The organism is Streptomyces sp. DSM 42067 (genome assembly GCF_055792885.1).
Genome location: NZ_CM147706.1, coordinates 3694025 through 3710286, shown reverse-complemented (window position 1 = coordinate 3710286; position 16262 = coordinate 3694025). Strand labels below are relative to the sequence as shown.

Here is a 16262-nt window from a genome sequence, read left to right as displayed (position 1 = left end):
ATGACGGGTTTCGTACGGGGCGCGGTGCGGCGGCCCTGGAGGCTTGCGGCCGAGGCGTCGGCGCTGCTCATCGCCGTGGTCGTGGCCTTTCCGCTGTACTGGATGGTGCTCAGCGCCTTCAAACCGGCTGGTGAGATCGAGTCGACCCGGCCCCGGCCGTGGACGCTGGACCCGTCGCTGGATTCCTTCCGGCGCGTCTTCGGACAGCAGGAATTCGGCCGGTACTTCCTCAACAGCGTGGTCGTCGCGGTGACCGTGGTCATCGTCTCCGCGCTGATCGCCTTTCTCGCGGCGACGGCGGTCACGCGATTCCGCTTCCGTTTCCGCACCACACTGCTGATCATGTTTCTGATCGCCCAGATGGTGCCCGTCGAGGCGCTGACGATCCCTCTGTTCTTCCTCATGCGGGACTTCGGGCAGCTCAACACGCTGGGCTCGCTGATCCTGCCGCACATCGCCTTCTCGCTGCCGTTCGCGATCTGGATGCTGCGCGGTTTTGTGAAGGCCGTTCCGGAAGCGCTCGAGGAAGCGGCGTACATCGACGGAGCGAGCCGCACCCGATTCCTCTGGCAGATCCTTTTCCCGCTTGTCTTCCCCGGGCTCGTCGCGACCAGCGTCTTCTCGTTCATCTCGACCTGGAACGACTTCCTCTTCGCCAAGTCCTTCATCATCAGCGACACTTCGCAGTCGACGCTGCCCATGGCCCTGCTCGTCTTCTTCAAGCCCGACGAGAACGACTGGGGCGGGATCATGGCGGCGTCCACGGTGATGACCATTCCGGTACTCGTCTTCTTCGTACTCGTGCAGCGGCGGCTCGTGTCGGGCCTCGGCGGAGCGGTGAAGGACTGATGACATCCCACAGGAGCATCCGCATGGATTCAGGAGCATCCGCAATGGATCTGATTCCCGCGCCCAGCCATGTGTCCGGCCACGGCGAGGACTTCTTCGTGCTCGGCCCCGAAACCCGGCTGGCCGCGGGCGAGGGGACGGAACTCACCGAGCGGTGGCTGCGCTCCACGCTCGGGGCCGCCACCGGATTCCCGCTGGCCCAGGGCTCGGTCGACAACGGCATCTGGCTGTCCGTCGACCCGGCGGTCACCGAGGAACTCGGCGAGGAGGGCTACCGCCTGACGATCCTGCCCGAAACCGTGGACCTGGTGGGCGGCGGTCCCGCCGGGCTCTTCTGGGGTGCCCAGACGCTCAGGCAGCTGCTCGGGCCCGACGCGTACCGCCGTGCCCCGCTTCCCGGACGCGAGTGGCGGCTGCCGGTGACCCGCATCGAGGACAGCCCGCGCTTCGCCTGGCGCGGACTCATGCTCGATGTCGCGCGGCACTTCATGCCCAAGGACGGCGTCCTGCGCTATCTCGACCTGCTCGCCGCACACAAGCTGAACGTCTTCCACTTCCACCTCACCGACGACCAGGGCTGGCGCATCGAGATCAAGCGCCACCCGAGGCTGACCGAGATCGGATCGTGGCGCGCGCGCACGAAGATCGGTCACCGCGCCTCACCGCTGTGGGAGGAGAAGCCGCACGGCGGCTACTACACGCAGGACGACATCCGGGAGATCGTCGCGTACGCCGCCGAGCGGCATATCACCGTCGTCCCCGAAATCGACATCCCGGGCCACTCGCAGGCCGCCATCGCCGCGTATCCAGAACTCGGCAACTCCGACGTCATCGACACCGCCTCCCTCTCCGTCTGGGACACCTGGGGCATCTCCGCCAACGTACTGGCCCCCACTGACACCACCCTCCGCTTCTACGAGGGGGTCTTCGAGGAGGTCCTGGATCTCTTCCCGTCGACGTTCGTCCACGTCGGCGGCGACGAGTGCCTCAAGGACCAGTGGAAGCGGTCGCCGGTCGCGCAGGCCCGCATCAAGGAGCTGGGGCTCGCCGACGAGGAGGACCTGCAGTCGTGGTTCATCCGGCACTTCGACAGCTGGCTCGCCGCGCGCGGGAGACGCCTCATCGGCTGGGACGAGATCCTCGAGGGTGGGAGTCGAGCCGAAGGGCGCGCCCCTGTCGAAAGCGACGAGGAGGAGGGAGCGAAGCGACCGCTCGACGAGGTGGGGGCACCCCCGGCCGGAGGCTGGGGGAGTCGACAGGGGTCACGAGCGCCCGGAGGCGAGACGACGAAATTGGGCCTGGCGCCCGGGGCCGCCGTGTCGTCGTGGCGCGGCTACCAGGGCGGCATCACGGCCGCGCGCGCGGGCCACGACGTCGTCATGTGCCCCGAGCAGCAGGTCTACCTGGACCACCGCCAGCACGGCGGCGACGACGAACCGATGCCCATCGGATACGTACGCACCCTGGAGGACGTCTACCGCTTCGAACCCGTACCGCCGCAGCTCGGACCCGACGAGGCACGGCACGTCCTCGGCGCCCAGGCCAACGTCTGGACCGAGGTGATGGAGAACCACGCGCGCGTGGACTACCAGACCTTCCCGCGCCTGGCCGCCTTCGCCGAGGCCGTGTGGTCCCGCCTGCCTGCCCCGGCCGAGCGTGACTTCGCGGACTTCGAGCGGCGGATGACCGGCCACTACCGGCGACTTGACGCCCTCGGCGTCGGCTACCGCCCGCCCACCGGTCCACTCCCGTGGCAGCGGCGCCCGGTCCCCGAGGGAATGGCCCCGGGCGGTCTCGGACGCCCGATCGAGGGGGCGCCCCCGAACGTGTGAGGTGGCCTGGGCGGCGTGACGTCAGGCGGCCGCGGCTGGGAGCGTGGGTCCTCGGTGAGAAAGCCGCACAAGAAGCGTCGAAAAGTGGCAATTCGAGCTGACCGGCGAGGTCGTACGAAACCGGGACCATCGCCCTGGGCGTGGAGGAATGACTCCTAGCGGACCCCCGCGTCGGGCCTGCGGAAAGATGTGCCAGAGTTGCCACGTCCGGCCTGTGAGCACGTACCGTACGGCAACACAGGTGGACCAGGTGGACAGCGGGAAGGGGCAGCCGGTTTGACCACGCACGCACCGCAGGCGGCGCAGTCCGTGACGCTGCCGGGCTCGCTGGACGAGGCCGTGGCGGCCCTGACCGCCATGCCCGCCGCGGTGCCCGTGGCGGGCGGCACCGACCTCATGGCCTCCGTCAACTCCGGTCTTCTGCGGCCCGCCGCGCTCGTCGGACTCGGCCGGATCAGCGAGATCCGCGGCTGGCAGTACCAGGACGGGCACGCGCTGCTCGGCGCGGGCCTCACCCACGCGCGCATGGGCCGCCCCGACTTCGCGGCCCTCATCCCCGCCCTCGCCGCCGCCGCGCGCGCCGCGGGCCCGCCCCAGATCCGCAACGCCGGCACGCTCGGCGGCAACATCGCGACCGCAGCCCCGACCGGCGACGCGCTGCCCGTGCTCGCCGCCCTGGAAGCCACACTGATCATCGCGGGCCCGGACGGCGCCCGCCGCGAGCTGCCCGTCTCGCACCTGCTCGCCGGTATGGAGATGCTCCGCGCGGGCGAACTCATCGGGTACGTGCGCGTGCCGCTGCTGCACGCCCCGCAGGTCTTCCTGAAGGCGACCGGACGGACCGGACCCGGGCGCGCGACCGCGTCCGTTGCCCTGGTCCTCGACCCGGCCAGGCGCGGCGTACGGTGCGCCGTGGGCGCCGTCGCGCCGATGCCGCTGCGGCCGCTCGAGGCCGAGCAGTGGGTCGCTTCGCTCATCGACTGGGACGGGGAGCGGGCGATCGTGCCCGAGGCGGTGACCGCGTTCGGCGAGTACGTCGCCGCGGCGTGCATCCCCGACCCGGGACCGGCCGAGGACGGCTCCCCGCAGCAGCTGCCGCCCGCCGTACTGCACCTGCGGCGTACCGTTGCCGTGCTGGCCCGACGAGCACTGGGGAGGGCGCTGTCGTGACCGACCACCACGACGACCACGGAAACGGCGGCCCTGCAGGCACGCCGGGTGCCTGGGAGCCGCTTCCCCAGGGCGAGTACGACTCGGACGCCACGGCGTTCGTGACGCTCCCCGAAGGGGGCATCGACGGTTACACCGGCACCCCTCTCGCGGCGCCCGGACACGGCTATGTGCCGCCGCCGATAACGGTCGCTCCGGCCGCGGGCGGAGCGACCGATCCGGCGGCCACGGGCACATGGGTCATGCCGGGCGCGCTGCACGGCGGTGCCGGACACGCGCAGACGGGCGTCGGTACCGGGCATGTGCAGACGGTGCAGTGGCCGGACCCGGACGCCGGGGCCGGTGTGGGCACGGGTGCCGCCGCGGCTGCGGACCACGCGCCGCAGACGGCGCACGACCCGTACGGCGGACAGGAACTGAACCCCGTACAGGAGCCGTTCTCGTACGACCAGGGCATGACCGGGCAGTGGTCCTTCGCCGGTCCGGAGGAGACGCACAGGGGCTCGTCCGATGTGACCGGACAGTGGTCGATTCCTGTCGCCGAAGGCGATCTTCCGGACGAATCGGGCGAGTTCACCACCTCTGCGCTCGCTTCCCAGTGGGGCGCCACGCCCCCTTCGACCCTGCCGGGCGGTGCGTCCGCGCCATGGGCGACGGGGGCCGGCGCGGGGCAGTCGTGGAGTGACCGGCCGGAGGCCGAGGCCCGGCCCGAGCAGGGGCACGGACACGGGCACGGGTTTGGGCCGGGGGCCGGGCAGCACACCCAGGCGGGCCTGCACATGGGGCACTCCACCGAGGGGCACTCCGCCGAGCCCGAACAGGGGTTCCGAGGCGGCGACTTCGGGGACCCCGGTGCGGGTCACCCGGAGCCAGGGATGCCCGCCGCGGCGGCGGAGCCCACCGGCGGTGAGTCACCGGTCGCCTCCCAGGAGGAGACCCCTCAGGCATCAGCATCGGCAGACTCCTCGTCCCGGGAACCCTTCGCCTCAGAGGCAGCTCTTTCGCAGCATGCTCCTGCGGCCGAGCACACGTCCTCGGTTGAGCACAGGGCTTCGGCTGAGCACAGGGCTTCGGCCGAGAACGCGATGTCGGCCGAGCACGCTCTCTTGGCCGAGGACGGGGCCTCCGCCCGGCCCGCCGCCTCTGCCGAGCGCACCACGTTCGACGGGCACGCCGACGGCCGGCCGCGCGGCGACTCCGTGGCTCCCGGCGACTCCGTGGCTCCCGGCGACTCGCCGGAGTCCGCGGACGCCTCGCCGGAGCACGAGCCTGCCGCCGAACCCTCGGAGACGGACACCGCCGAGGACGCCGGGCAGTCCGGCCCCGCCCCCCACGACGAGGCCGCCGACGCCCCCGCCTTCCACGACGAGCACCCCCTCGCCTCCTACGTCCTGCGTGTGAACGGGATGGACCGCCCGGTCGCCGACGCCTGGATCGGTGAGTCGTTGCTCTACGTGCTGCGCGAGCGCCTCGGTCTCGCCGGTGCAAAGGACGGCTGCGCACAGGGCGAGTGCGGTGCCTGCAACGTCAAGGTGGACGGCCGGCTCGTCGCCTCCTGCCTGGTGCCCGCGGCCACCGCCGCCGGAAGCGAGGTGCGCACCGTGGAGGGTCTGGCCGCCGACGGGCGGCCCTCCGACGTCCAGCGGGCGCTGGCCCGCTGCGGCGCCGTGCAGTGCGGGTTCTGCGTACCGGGCATGGCGATGACCATCCACGACCTGCTCGAAGGCAACCACGCACCGTCCGAGCGCGAGACCCGGCAGGCGCTCTGCGGCAACCTGTGCCGCTGCTCCGGCTACCGGGGTGTCCTGGACGCCGTGCGCGAGGTCGTCGCCGAGCGCGAGGCGTCCGCCAAGGCCGCGGAAACGGAGGCGGAGGCCAAGGCGGAAGCGGACGCGGCAGCAGACGCGGAAGCCGCGGCCGGCTCCGCGGAGGTGCGTATCCCGCATCAGGCGGGCCCCGGCGCCGGCGGCGTCAACCCGGCGGCTCACGAGGCGCAGGGGCCGTACGGCGACCAGGCGCATGGCCGGTACGACGACCAGGCGCAAGGGGCGCCCGACGACCAGGACGGAGGCACGGCATGACCAACGACGCCGCAGCCGCCACCGCGACCACCCCCACGTCCACGACCGCGAAGCCCGCCGCCGGCCCCGAGGCGTCGCCGCACGGCCTCGGTGCCTCGCTCGCCTCCACGCACGCCCCCGCCAAGACGGAGGGCACCTTCCCGTACGCGGCGGACCTGTGGGCCGAGGGCCTGCTCTGGGCCGGCATCCTGCGGTCGCCGCACCCCCACGCCCGTATCGTCTCGATCGACACCACTCACGCGCGCGAGATGGCCGGTGTCCGCGCCGTCGTCACGCATGAGGACGTGCCGGGCGCCGCGGTGCACGGCCGCGGCAGCGCGGACCGTCCCGTCTTCGCCTCCGAGGTCGTACGGCACCACGGCGAGCCCATCGCCGCAGTCGCCGCCGACCACCCGGACACGGCCCGGATGGCTGCGGCCGCCGTCATCGTCGAGTACGAAGTACTCGACCCGGTGACCGACCCGGAGAAGGCCTTCGAGGCCGAACCCCTGCACCCCGACGGCAACCTGATCCGGCACATCCCGCTGCGCCACGGCGACCCGGAGGCGACGGGCGAGATCGTCGTCGACGGCCTGTACCGCATCGGCCGCCAGGACCCGGCGCCCATCGGCGCGGAGGCCGGACTCGCCGTGCCCCGCCCGGACGGCGGCGTCGAGCTGTACGTGGCGTCCACCGACCCGCACGCCGACCGCGACACGGCGGCCGCCGTATACGGCCTGGAGCCCGAGCGCGTGAAGGTCGTCGTCACCGGCGTGCCCGGCGCGACCGCCGACCGCGAGGACCCCGGCTTCCAACTGCCGCTCGGCCTGCTGGCCCTGAAGACCGGCTGCCCGGTGAAGCTCACCGCCACGCGCGAGGAGTCCTTCCTCGGCCACGCCCACCGCCACCCCACCCTGCTGCGCTACCGCCACCACGCGGACGCCGAGGGCCGCCTCGTCAAGGTCGAGGCGCAGATCCTGCTGGACGCGGGCGCGTACGCGGACACCTCGTCGCAGGCGCTCGCCGCCGCGGTCTCCTTCGCCTGCGGGCCGTACGTCGTCCCCAACGCGTTCATCGAGGGCTGGGCCGTCCGTACGAACAACCCGCCGTCCGGCCATGTGCGCGGTGAGGGCGCCATGCAGGTGTGCGCCGCCTACGAGGCGCAGATGGACAAGCTCGCGAAGAAGCTCGGCATCGACCCTGCGGAGCTGCGGCTGCGCAACGTCATGGGGACCGGCGACGTCCTGCCCACCGGCCAGACGGTCACCTGCCCTGCGCCCGTGGCCGAACTCCTCTCCGCCGTACGGGACTTTCCGCTGCCGCCGCTCCCCAAGGACAGCCCCGAGGACGAGTGGGTCCTGCCGGGCGGCCCGGAGGGCGCGGGCGAACCGGGCGCGGTACGCCGCGGGGTGGGCTACGGCGTGGGCATGGTGCACATGCTGGGAGCCGAGGGCGCCGACGAGGTCTCCACGGCCACCGTGCGGGTCCAGGACGGGGTTGCGACGGTCCTGTGCGCCGCCGTCGAGACCGGCCAGGGCTTCTCGACGCTCGCCCGGCAGATCGTCCAGGAGACGCTCGGCATCGACGAGGTGCACGTGGCGTCCGTCGACACCGACCAGCCGCCGGCCGGGCCCGGCTGCCGCGGCCGCCACACCTGGGTGTCGGGTGGTGCGGTGGAACGCGCCGCCAAGATGGTCCGTACGCAGCTTCTGCAGCCCCTCGCGCACCAGTTCGGGATGTCGGCGGAGCTCCTCCAGATCACCGACGGCAAGATCACCTCGTACGACGGGGTGCTCTCCACGACCGTCACCGAGGCCATGGACGGCAAGGAGCTGTGGGCGACCGCCCAGTGCCGCCCGCATCCGACCGAGCCGCTCGACGACACGGGCCAGGGCGACGCGTTCGTCGGCCTCGCGTTCTGCGCGATCCGCGCGGTGGTGGACGTGGACATCGAACTGGGCTCGGTACGTGTCGTCGAACTCGCCGTCGCTCAGGACGTGGGACGCGTCCTCAACCCGGCCCAGCTGAGGACCCGGATCGAGGCGGGCGTCACCCAAGGCGTGGGCGCGGCGCTCACGGAGAACCTGCGCACCCCGCGCGGCCTGGTCCGCCACCCGGACCTCACGGGCTATGCGCTGCCGACGGCGCTCGACGCGCCGGACATCCGCATCGTGAAGCTGGTCGAGGAGCGCGACGTGGTGGCGCCCTTCGGCGCCAAGTCGGTCAGCGCGGTACCGGTGGTGGCGTCCCCGGCTGCCATCGCCTCCGCGGTCCGCGCGGCGACGGGCCGCCCGGTGAACCGGCTTCCGATCCGGCCGCAGGCGGCTGTGGTGACTTCTTGATGCCGGAAGGCGTCACGCCGGGGGTCGTCCTCATCACGGGCATCATGGCGGCCGGCAAGTCGACGGTCGCGCAGGCGCTGGCGGAGAGGCTGCCGCGGGCCGTGCATGTACGCGGGGACGTGTTCCGCCGCATGATCGTGTCAGGCCGCGCAGAGTACGAGCCCGGCGCGGGAACAGAGTCCGAGGCCCAGCTCCGGCTCCGCTACCGGCTGTCGGCGCTGACGGCCGACGAGTACGCGAAGGCAGGATTCACGGCGGTCGTCCAGGACGTGGTCCTGGGGGAGGACCTGAGGTCGTACGTCGCGTCCGTCCGCACCCTCCCGCTGCACGTCGTGGTGCTCGCCCCGCGCCCTGAGGCCGTGGCCGCGCGGGAGGCCGCCCGGCCGAAGACCGGCTACGGCGCGTGGACCGTGGCCGACCTCGACCGGGTCCTGCGGGCCGAGACCCCGCCCATCGGGCTGTGGCTGGACACCTCCGACCTGACGGTGTCCGAGACGGTGGACGCGATCCTGTCGGGACTGGACGAGGCCCGGGTCGCGTGAGGTCGCAGGGCCGTTGTCAGTGGCGGCCCGTAGGGTCTTGAGCAGTGGGGATCGGCCGTGCGGTGGCGCCGTGGCCGAGGCCCGGGATTCGTTTGCACGGGGGCATGGGGGAGTCATGAGCAAGACCGTTACGACCGACGTGAGCAGAGCGAGTAGAGGGGCCGGGGGAGAGCTGCGTCAGCTCTGCGGCGCCTTCGGGGTCGGCGAGGGCGACGGGATTCCACTGCTGTGGAAGATCGGGCCGCTCGTCCGCCCGCCGGTCAGGATCGGGGGTCCGGGCGCGGACCTCGCGCTGGACTTGCCGGCGCGGCTGCTGGACGAGGAGTTCGGGCATGGCGCGGTGATGCGCTTCGAGGACGTCGACTTTCCGCGGGCCCTCACGCATGAGCCGACCCGCCGCTTCCTGAGGGACGTCGGACTGCCCGAGGACGGGTTCGTGCTCCAGCTGGACACGGACGTACCGCTGCCGACGCTCGCCGAGTACTACGCGGACGACGGGCTCGGCGCCCCTGTACCCCCTGGTCCCGCGGAGGACGCCCTGCCGGAGCGGGCGTCGGAGCTGATCCGTCTCGGGAGCCTCATCGACGACGCGGACCTCGTCGTGGACGGAGCGACCGGCGAGATCCTCATATGGAGCGTCCCGGAGGCCACTCTTCGCCCGGTCGACGCCGACATATCCACGCTCGTCTTCGCCCTGTGGCTGATACACCGCGAGAGGGCCGCCGACGTGGCTCCTGCCCAGCGTGCTCCTGCCTAGCGGGTTCCCTGAGGAGGCCGAAGGCTCTGGGATCCGCCCGATGCCGGCGGCCCCCCGGGCGTAAGGCGACCAGCTCATCACAGCACCCGAACTCCGGCCAAGGACTTCCCTCGAAGCCGCCAAGGCCGGTTCAACACTTGACCATGATTCACCAACACTCGTCCATGATTCAGCAACCTGAACAAACGGGCGCGGAGTCGGACGTACGTTCCCCTTCGTGAACTCTGACCCAGTACCTCACAGAGCCGTCCGCCCGGAGCGGACGGCATCCGTCGCCCCGCTCTCCGGTGCGACGCCCCGCGCCCGGCGCTCCCTCCTCCGCGCCGCGCTCACCGGGACCGCGGTCCTCGGAGCCGGCCTCGCCGCCGGCGCCTCGCCCGCGGCCGCCGCGCCCCTCACCGCCGCTCCGCGCAAGCGGCCCGCCACTGCCGAGGAGGCCCTGCGGGAGCTGGCGGCGGGCAACCGCCGCTGGCGCACCTTCCGCGAGCAGCATCCCGACGAGACGCCCGCCGTCCGGCAGTCGCTGACGACCGGTCAGCATCCCTTCGCCCTCGTGCTCGGCTGCATCGACTCCCGGGTGCCTCCGGAGCTGGTCTTCGACCAGGGCCTCGGCGACCTGATGACCGTACGCAGCGCGGGCCAGGTCCTCGACGAGGCCGTGCTCGGCAGCCTCGCGTACGGCGTGCTCGAACTGGGGATCCCGCTGCTCATGGTGCTCGGACACCAGTCGTGCGGGGCCGTGAAGGCCACGGTCCAGGCGGACGAGTCGGGCGAGGAACTGCCCGCCCACATCCAGTACCTGGCCGACCGGATCAGCCCGGCCATCGACCGCGGCAAGGAGGGCGACGCGCGCATCGACGCGACGATCGACGCCAACATACGGCTCATCCGGTCGCAGCTCTCGGCGGAGCCCGACCTCGCCGCCAAGGTGGACTCGGGTGCGCTGGCCATCGTCGGCGCCCGCTATGAGCTGACCACCCAGCGGGTGCACCGCATCAGCTGAACCTCGTACACGCCGGATGGCGACGGGAGCCGCCGGGACGCTCGTACCGGCCAACTGAGACGGGAACTGAGACGGACGAACGAAGGGGCGGCACCCTGCGAGGGTGCCGCCCCTTCGTTCTGCGTGTTCAAGGCGGTAGAAGCCGTGATCGGAATCGAACCGACGTAACTCGCTTTGCAGGCGAGCCCCTAATCCACTCGGGCACACGGCCTTGCCGAACTTCCAGAACCTGGAACTTCAGGTCTCGGGTCCGACGTCTCGAACTCGATGTCTCGACGGTAGGCGGCGGGTTCCGAGGGGCTCAAGAGATGCGCGCGGGCTGCAATGGAGCTGCCATACGCCGTTCATGGAAGGACACATTGGCGAAGGGAGGACATCGGTGGACGAGGCCGGGCGGGAGGTCGGGCGCGAGGTCGTAGGACCAACGGACCAGCCGGTCACGGCCTCCCGACAGGGGCCATGGGGAGCCATGGCCCTTACTGTTGCGAGCATGACCGCCCGGGAACCGCGCGACACCGATGTCGCCGACGCTGCCACAGCCGCTGCCGAGGCCGACCCTGCCGTTGGTGACAGCGGGGGTGGCCGGAAAGAGGGAGACGGCGAGGGCGGGGGCCGCGGAGCCCGCAGCGGCGGCCGCGGTGGTGCGGGCGAGCGTGAGGGTGTCCTCGGCCGCCCCTACCGCGCCCTCAGTATCGGCATCGTCTCGGTCGTCCTGCTGATCGCCTTCGAGGCGACCGCGGTCGGCACCGCGATGCCCGTGGCCGCGGGTGACCTGGACGGCGTCTCGCTCTACGCGTTCGCGTTCTCGGGGTACTTCACGACGAGCCTGTTCGGGATGGTGCTGGCCGGCCAGTGGGCGGACCGGCGCGGGCCGCTGGCGCCGCTGACGGCCGGTATAGCGGGTTTCGCCGCCGGGTTGCTGCTGTCCGGCACGGCGGGTGCGATGTGGCTGTTCATCCTGGGCAGGGCGGTTCAGGGGCTCGGTGGCGGGCTGGTGATCGTCGCGCTGTATGTGGTCGTGAGCCGCGCCTACCCGGAGCGGCTGCGGCCGGCGATCATGGCGGCGGTCGCGGCGAGCTGGGTGATTCCGTCCGTGGTCGGCCCGCTGGCCGCGGGCGCGGTGACCGAACACCTCGGCTGGCGGTGGGTGTTCATCGGCATCCCGGTACTCGTCGTGTTGCCGCTGGCCCTCGCCCTGCCGCAGATACGGCTCAGGGCGTCCGGGCCCCCGGAAGGGGCGGTCCCGGCGCCTTTCGACGGACGGCGCATACGGCTGGCGCTCGGTATCTCGCTCGGCGCCGGACTGCTCCAGTACGCGGCCCAGGACCTGAGGTGGCTCTCGCTCGCCCCTGCCGTGGCAGGCACGGCACTGCTGGTCCCGGCTGTTCTCGGCCTCCTGCCGCGTGGCACCTGCCGGGCGGCGCGCGGCCTGCCGTCCGTGGTGCTGCTGCGCGGCGTAGCGGCCGGGTCCTTCATCGCGGCGGAGTCCTTCGTACCGCTGATGCTGGTGACCCAGCGCGGCCTGTCGCCGACGATGGCCGGGATGTCGCTCGCGGCGGGCGGTGGTACGTGGGCGCTGGGCAGCTGGGTCCAGGCCCGGCCGCGCGTGGAGCCCTACCGGGAGCGGCTGACGGTGTTCGGCATGGTGCTGGTCGCGGCGGGGATCGCGATGGCCCCGAGCGTGCTGATACCCGCGGTGCCGGCCTGGACCGTCGCCGTCGCCTGGACCTTCGGCTGCTTCGGCATGGGGCTGGTGATCTCCTCCACCAGCGTGCTCCTGCTGAAGCTCTCGCCGCCGGAGGAGGCGGGCGCGAACTCGGCCGCGCTGCAGATCTCGGACGGCCTGTCCAATGTCCTGCTGCTCGCGGCGGGTGGCGCGGCCTTCGCCGCGCTGGGCGGCGGGGCGGTGGGCGCGGCGGCGACGCTCGGGCACGGGGCGGCCGACGCGGCACAGGGTTCGCACCCGGCGGCGTTCGCGGCGGTGTTCCTGCCGATGGCGGTGGTGGCGCTGGCGGGGGCGTGGGTGGCTACGCGGCTGGGCGCGCCTGCGTCGGTAAAGCTCCCGCAGGAGTGAACCGCCAGAAAAAGGCGTGAGTCAGCGCCGACCGCTCGCTAGGTTCGCGCCATGCACGAGCTGACCCTCGCCCTGACCGGCCCCGAGTGGGCGGCGCTCCAGGACTACGCCGACGCATCGGCGCGCACCCCGGAGGAAGCCGCGCGCGAGGCCCTGATCCAGCACCTCCACCGGGAAGGCGATCTGGTGCGGCACATCGCGGAGCGCATCGCCGACAGCCATCGCGAGCTGCTGCGAAGGCTCGGCGAGTGAGCGGGACCCGTCATCTGACCGTCGCCGAGGTGTCAGAGATCGCCCGCCTCGCCTTCGGCGGTCGTTCCCCTGAGGTACGCGCGCCAGGACTGCTGGAGTCCGCGGTGCACCGGCCACGTGCGCGCATGTACGGCCGGTCCGCCTTTCAGGACCGGTACGAGCAGGCGGCCGCGCTGCTCCACGCCATCGCCACAAACCATCCGCTGGTCGACGGCAACAAGCGCACCGCATGGCTGTCGGCCGCCACGTTCCTCGGAGTCAACGGCATCGACCTGGCGTCCGCCGATCAGGACGCCGCATACGACTTGGTCGTCGACGTGGCGTCCGGCGCGGTCCGGGACCCCGGGCTGATCGCGGCCCGGCTGAGAGCGCTGTGACCCCTGTCGCAATAGAGCCAAAAGCGGCCCACTTGACCCGTGGGGCCGGTGAGCCCACCGGTAGGGTGGCCCGGCCGTCATACGTAGCCGAGCCGCCCAACCCCCAACCGGAGACCGTGACTACCACCGCCGCCACCAGCTCCTCCTCCCACCACCTCTCTCCCGCCTTCCCCGGCCGTGCTCCCTGGGGCACGGCCAACAAGCTGCGTGCCTGGCAGCAGGGGGCGATGGAGAAGTACATCCAGGAGCAGCCGCGCGACTTCCTCGCCGTCGCCACGCCCGGCGCCGGCAAGACGACGTTCGCGCTGACCCTGGCGTCATGGCTGCTGCACCACCATGTCGTGCAGCAGGTCACGGTGGTCGCGCCGACCGAGCATCTGAAGAAGCAGTGGGCGGAGGCGGCCGCGCGGATCGGCATCAAGCTCGACCCGGAGTACAGCGCGGGCCCGCTCGGCCGTGAGTACCACGGCGTCGCCGTCACCTACGCGGGCGTCGGCGTGCGCCCCATGCTGCACCGCAACCGCGTCGAGCAGCGCAAAACCCTCGTCATCCTCGACGAGATCCACCACGCCGGCGACTCCAAGTCCTGGGGCGAAGCATGCCTCGAGGCCTTCGAGCCGGCGACCCGGCGCCTCGCGCTCACCGGTACGCCGTTCCGGTCCGACACCAACCCGATCCCCTTCGTGGCGTACGAGGAGGGGAACGACGGCATCCGGCGGTCGGCCGCCGACTACACGTACGGATACGGGAGTGCCCTCGGCGACGGCGTCGTCCGGCCCGTCATCTTCCTCTCCTACAGCGGCAACATGCGCTGGCGCACCAAGGCCGGTGACGAGATCGCCGCGCGGCTCGGCGAGCCGATGACCAAGGACGCGGTCTCCCAGGCCTGGCGGACGGCCCTCGACCCCCGCGGTGAGTGGATGCCCAGCGTGCTGCGCGCCGCCGACCAGCGCCTCACCGAGGTCCGCAAGGGCATACCGGACGCGGGCGGGCTCGTCATCGCCTCCGACCAGGACTCGGCCCGCGCGTACGCCAAGCTGATCCGCGAGATCACCGGCACCAAGGCCACGCTGGTCCTCTCCGACGACGCGGGCGCCTCGGACCGGATCGACGAGTTCAGCAACAACCAGGACCGCTGGATGGTCGCCGTCCGCATGGTGTCGGAGGGCGTCGACGTGCCGCGGCTGGCCGTCGGCGTGTATGCGACGACCATCTCGACGCCGCTGTTCTTCGCCCAGGCCGTCGGACGCTTCGTGCGTTCCCGCCGCCGCGGCGAGACCGCGTCCGTCTTCCTGCCCACCATCCCGGACCTCCTCGGCTTCGCCAACGAGATGGAGGTCGAGCGCGACCACGTCCTGGACAAGCCGAAGAAGGAGGGCGAGGAGGACCCGTACGCCGAGTCCGAGAAGGAGATGGACGAGGCGAACAAGCAGCAGGACGAGGACACGGGGGAGCAGGACATGCTCCCGTTCGAGGCGCTGGAGTCCGACGCCGTGTTCGACCGCGTGCTGTACGACGGTGCCGAGTTCGGTATGCAGGCCCACCCCGGGAGTGAGGAGGAGCAGGACTACCTCGGGATTCCGGGGCTCCTCGAGCCCGACCAGGTCCAGCTGCTGCTCCAGAAGCGGCAGTCGCGGCAGATCGCGCACAGCCGCAAGAAGCCCGCCGAAGAGGCCGACCTCATCGAACTGCCCGCCGAGCGACGGCCCGTGGTCACGCACAAGGAACTGCTGGAGCTGCGCAAGCAGCTCAACACGATGGTCGGGGCGTATGTCCATCAGAGCGGCAAGCCGCACGGGGTGATCCACACGGAGCTGCGCCGGGTGTGCGGGGGGCCGCCCAGTGCGGAGGCCACGGCGGGGCAGCTGCGGCAGCGGATCGCGAAGGTTCAGGAGTGGGCTACGCGTATGCGGTGACGCTGCCGCTGGCTCGGCAGTAGTTGGGGCACTCCGACGTTTCGAGGGTGCCTGCCGTCGTGGTGTTGTGCCCACCCGTTCCGCCCCAGCGGAACGACTGCCCACAACACTGCGGCGGACAGTCGGGCATTTCGGGCAAATCTGGCCCTGATGTGCAGTTACTGACCGGATTCTGGACGGTGTCTTCCGCTGACCGGACTGGGTCGCTACATTCCCGGCAACGCACACGCTTCGTGGCAGCGCCGCCGCGCAGCGCAGCCGGTGCCCAGCCCGGGGGGAGCTCCCGTGGCGCTGCAGACCGGCGGCCTCTGACTGCATTGCCGAGGGACCGGTGATGTATCCGCCGCGCAGGGGCCGTCGACCCTCACCACTAAGGAGTGGGCGTCGTGACCGCGGAAACCTCTCAGACGCTCGACCGGGGACTACGTGTCCTCAAACTGCTCGCCGACACCGATCACGGCCTTACCGTCACCGAGCTCTCCACCAAGCTCGGCGTGAACCGCACGGTCGTGTACCGGCTGCTCGCCACGCTCGAACAGCATGCGCTCGTACGCCGTGACCTGGGCGGACGGGCCCGCGTCGGCCTCGGCGTGCTGGGCCTGGGGCGCCAGGTCCACCCGCTGGTGCGCGAGGCGGCGCTGCCCGCGTTGCGCTCGCTCGCCGAGGACATAGGCGCGACCGCGCATCTGACGCTGGTGGACGGAGCCGAGGCGCTCGCCGTCGCGGTCGTCGAGCCGACGTGGACCGACTACCACGTGGCGTACCGCGCAGGGATCCGGCACCCGCTGGACCGGGGCGCGGCGGGCCGGGCGATCCTCGCCGCGCGTCAGGGGTCTTTGATCGGGCCCGGGTACACGCTTGCCCATGGCGAGCTGGAGGCCGGGGCGAGCGGAGCGGCTGCGCCGCTTACCGGGGTCACCGGGATCGAGGGCAGCGTGGGGGTGGTCATGCTGTCCGACTGTGTGCCGGAGCGGGTCGGGCCGCGTGTCCTCGACGCGGCCCGGGAGGTCGCGGACGCCCTTCGGTGACGCCCGCGCCCCTGGAGCGGGGTCTGGCTTCGCTGCCCGGGGGCCGTACATCGCGCCCCC

13 protein-coding genes and 1 tRNA gene are annotated in these 16262 nt (G+C 72.0%); 13 read left to right on the top strand and 1 reads right to left on the bottom strand.

Going from position 1 to position 16262, the window contains the following annotated elements; genetic code table 11:
- The 8 genes from ACSMXV_RS17185 to ACSMXV_RS17150 all read left to right on the top strand — a co-directional run bounded on the left by ACSMXV_RS17185 (position 1) and on the right by ACSMXV_RS17150 (position 10555).
- The gene (locus ACSMXV_RS17185) at positions 1-849 is read left to right on the top strand and encodes a carbohydrate ABC transporter permease (protein ID WP_181660401.1); all 849 of its coding nucleotides are present in this window, start codon (positions 1-3) and stop codon (positions 847-849) included.
- A gap of 44 nt (positions 850-893) precedes the next feature.
- Positions 894-2681 (top strand): beta-N-acetylhexosaminidase, encoded by a 1788-nt coding sequence (locus ACSMXV_RS17180; RefSeq protein ID WP_473178469.1) that lies wholly within the window; start codon positions 894-896, stop codon positions 2679-2681.
- A gap of 276 nt (positions 2682-2957) precedes the next feature.
- Positions 2958-3851, top strand: coding sequence for an FAD binding domain-containing protein (locus ACSMXV_RS17175; protein WP_473178468.1), 894 nt, complete (start codon positions 2958-2960; stop codon positions 3849-3851).
- Positions 3848-5932, top strand: coding sequence for a (2Fe-2S)-binding protein (locus ACSMXV_RS17170; protein WP_473178467.1), 2085 nt, complete (start codon positions 3848-3850; stop codon positions 5930-5932). Before ACSMXV_RS17175 ends, ACSMXV_RS17170 begins: the two co-directional genes overlap by 4 nt.
- Positions 5929-8253: a xanthine dehydrogenase family protein molybdopterin-binding subunit gene (locus ACSMXV_RS17165; protein ID WP_473178466.1), complete on the top strand. Its 2325-nt coding sequence runs from the start codon at positions 5929-5931 to the stop codon at positions 8251-8253. The genes ACSMXV_RS17170 and ACSMXV_RS17165 overlap by 4 nt, the downstream gene beginning before the upstream one ends.
- Positions 8253-8795 carry an AAA family ATPase gene (locus tag ACSMXV_RS17160; RefSeq protein ID WP_473178465.1) on the top strand — a complete coding sequence of 181 codons (543 nt, stop codon included), beginning with the start codon at positions 8253-8255 and terminating at the stop codon, positions 8793-8795. Before ACSMXV_RS17165 ends, ACSMXV_RS17160 begins: the two co-directional genes overlap by 1 nt.
- 115 nt (positions 8796-8910) lie before the next feature.
- Positions 8911-9552, top strand: coding sequence for an SUKH-4 family immunity protein (locus tag ACSMXV_RS17155; RefSeq protein WP_473178464.1), 642 nt, complete (start codon positions 8911-8913; stop codon positions 9550-9552).
- Between the two features lie 217 nt (positions 9553-9769).
- Positions 9770-10555, top strand: coding sequence for a carbonic anhydrase (locus tag ACSMXV_RS17150; RefSeq protein ID WP_473178463.1), 786 nt, complete (start codon positions 9770-9772; stop codon positions 10553-10555).
- A 139-nt stretch (positions 10556-10694) separates the two neighbouring features.
- Here the strand turns inward: ACSMXV_RS17150 and ACSMXV_RS17145 are convergent.
- Positions 10695-10766, bottom strand: a tRNA-Cys gene (locus ACSMXV_RS17145).
- Between the two features lie 279 nt (positions 10767-11045).
- On the opposite strand from ACSMXV_RS17145, the gene ACSMXV_RS17140 reads away from it, so the two are divergent.
- The 5 genes from ACSMXV_RS17140 (at position 11046) to ACSMXV_RS17120 (ending at position 16202) form a co-directional block, all read left to right on the top strand.
- Positions 11046-12629 (top strand): MFS transporter, encoded by a 1584-nt coding sequence (locus ACSMXV_RS17140; protein WP_473178462.1) that lies wholly within the window; start codon positions 11046-11048, stop codon positions 12627-12629.
- A 51-nt stretch (positions 12630-12680) separates the two neighbouring features.
- A complete protein-coding gene (locus tag ACSMXV_RS17135; protein WP_473178461.1) occupies positions 12681-12881 on the top strand; it encodes a hypothetical protein in 201 nt (66 codons plus the stop codon).
- Entirely contained in the window at positions 12878-13258 is a 381-nt protein-coding gene (locus tag ACSMXV_RS17130) for a type II toxin-antitoxin system death-on-curing family toxin (RefSeq protein ID WP_473178460.1), read from the top strand. Before ACSMXV_RS17135 ends, ACSMXV_RS17130 begins: the two co-directional genes overlap by 4 nt.
- A 116-nt stretch (positions 13259-13374) precedes the next feature.
- Positions 13375-15174: a DEAD/DEAH box helicase gene (locus ACSMXV_RS17125; protein ID WP_473178459.1), complete on the top strand. Its 1800-nt coding sequence runs from the start codon at positions 13375-13377 to the stop codon at positions 15172-15174.
- 386 nt (positions 15175-15560) lie between these two features.
- Positions 15561-16202 carry an IclR family transcriptional regulator gene (locus ACSMXV_RS17120; protein ID WP_473178458.1) on the top strand — a complete coding sequence of 214 codons (642 nt, stop codon included), beginning with the start codon at positions 15561-15563 and terminating at the stop codon, positions 16200-16202.
- Positions 16203-16262 lie beyond the last annotated feature (60 nt).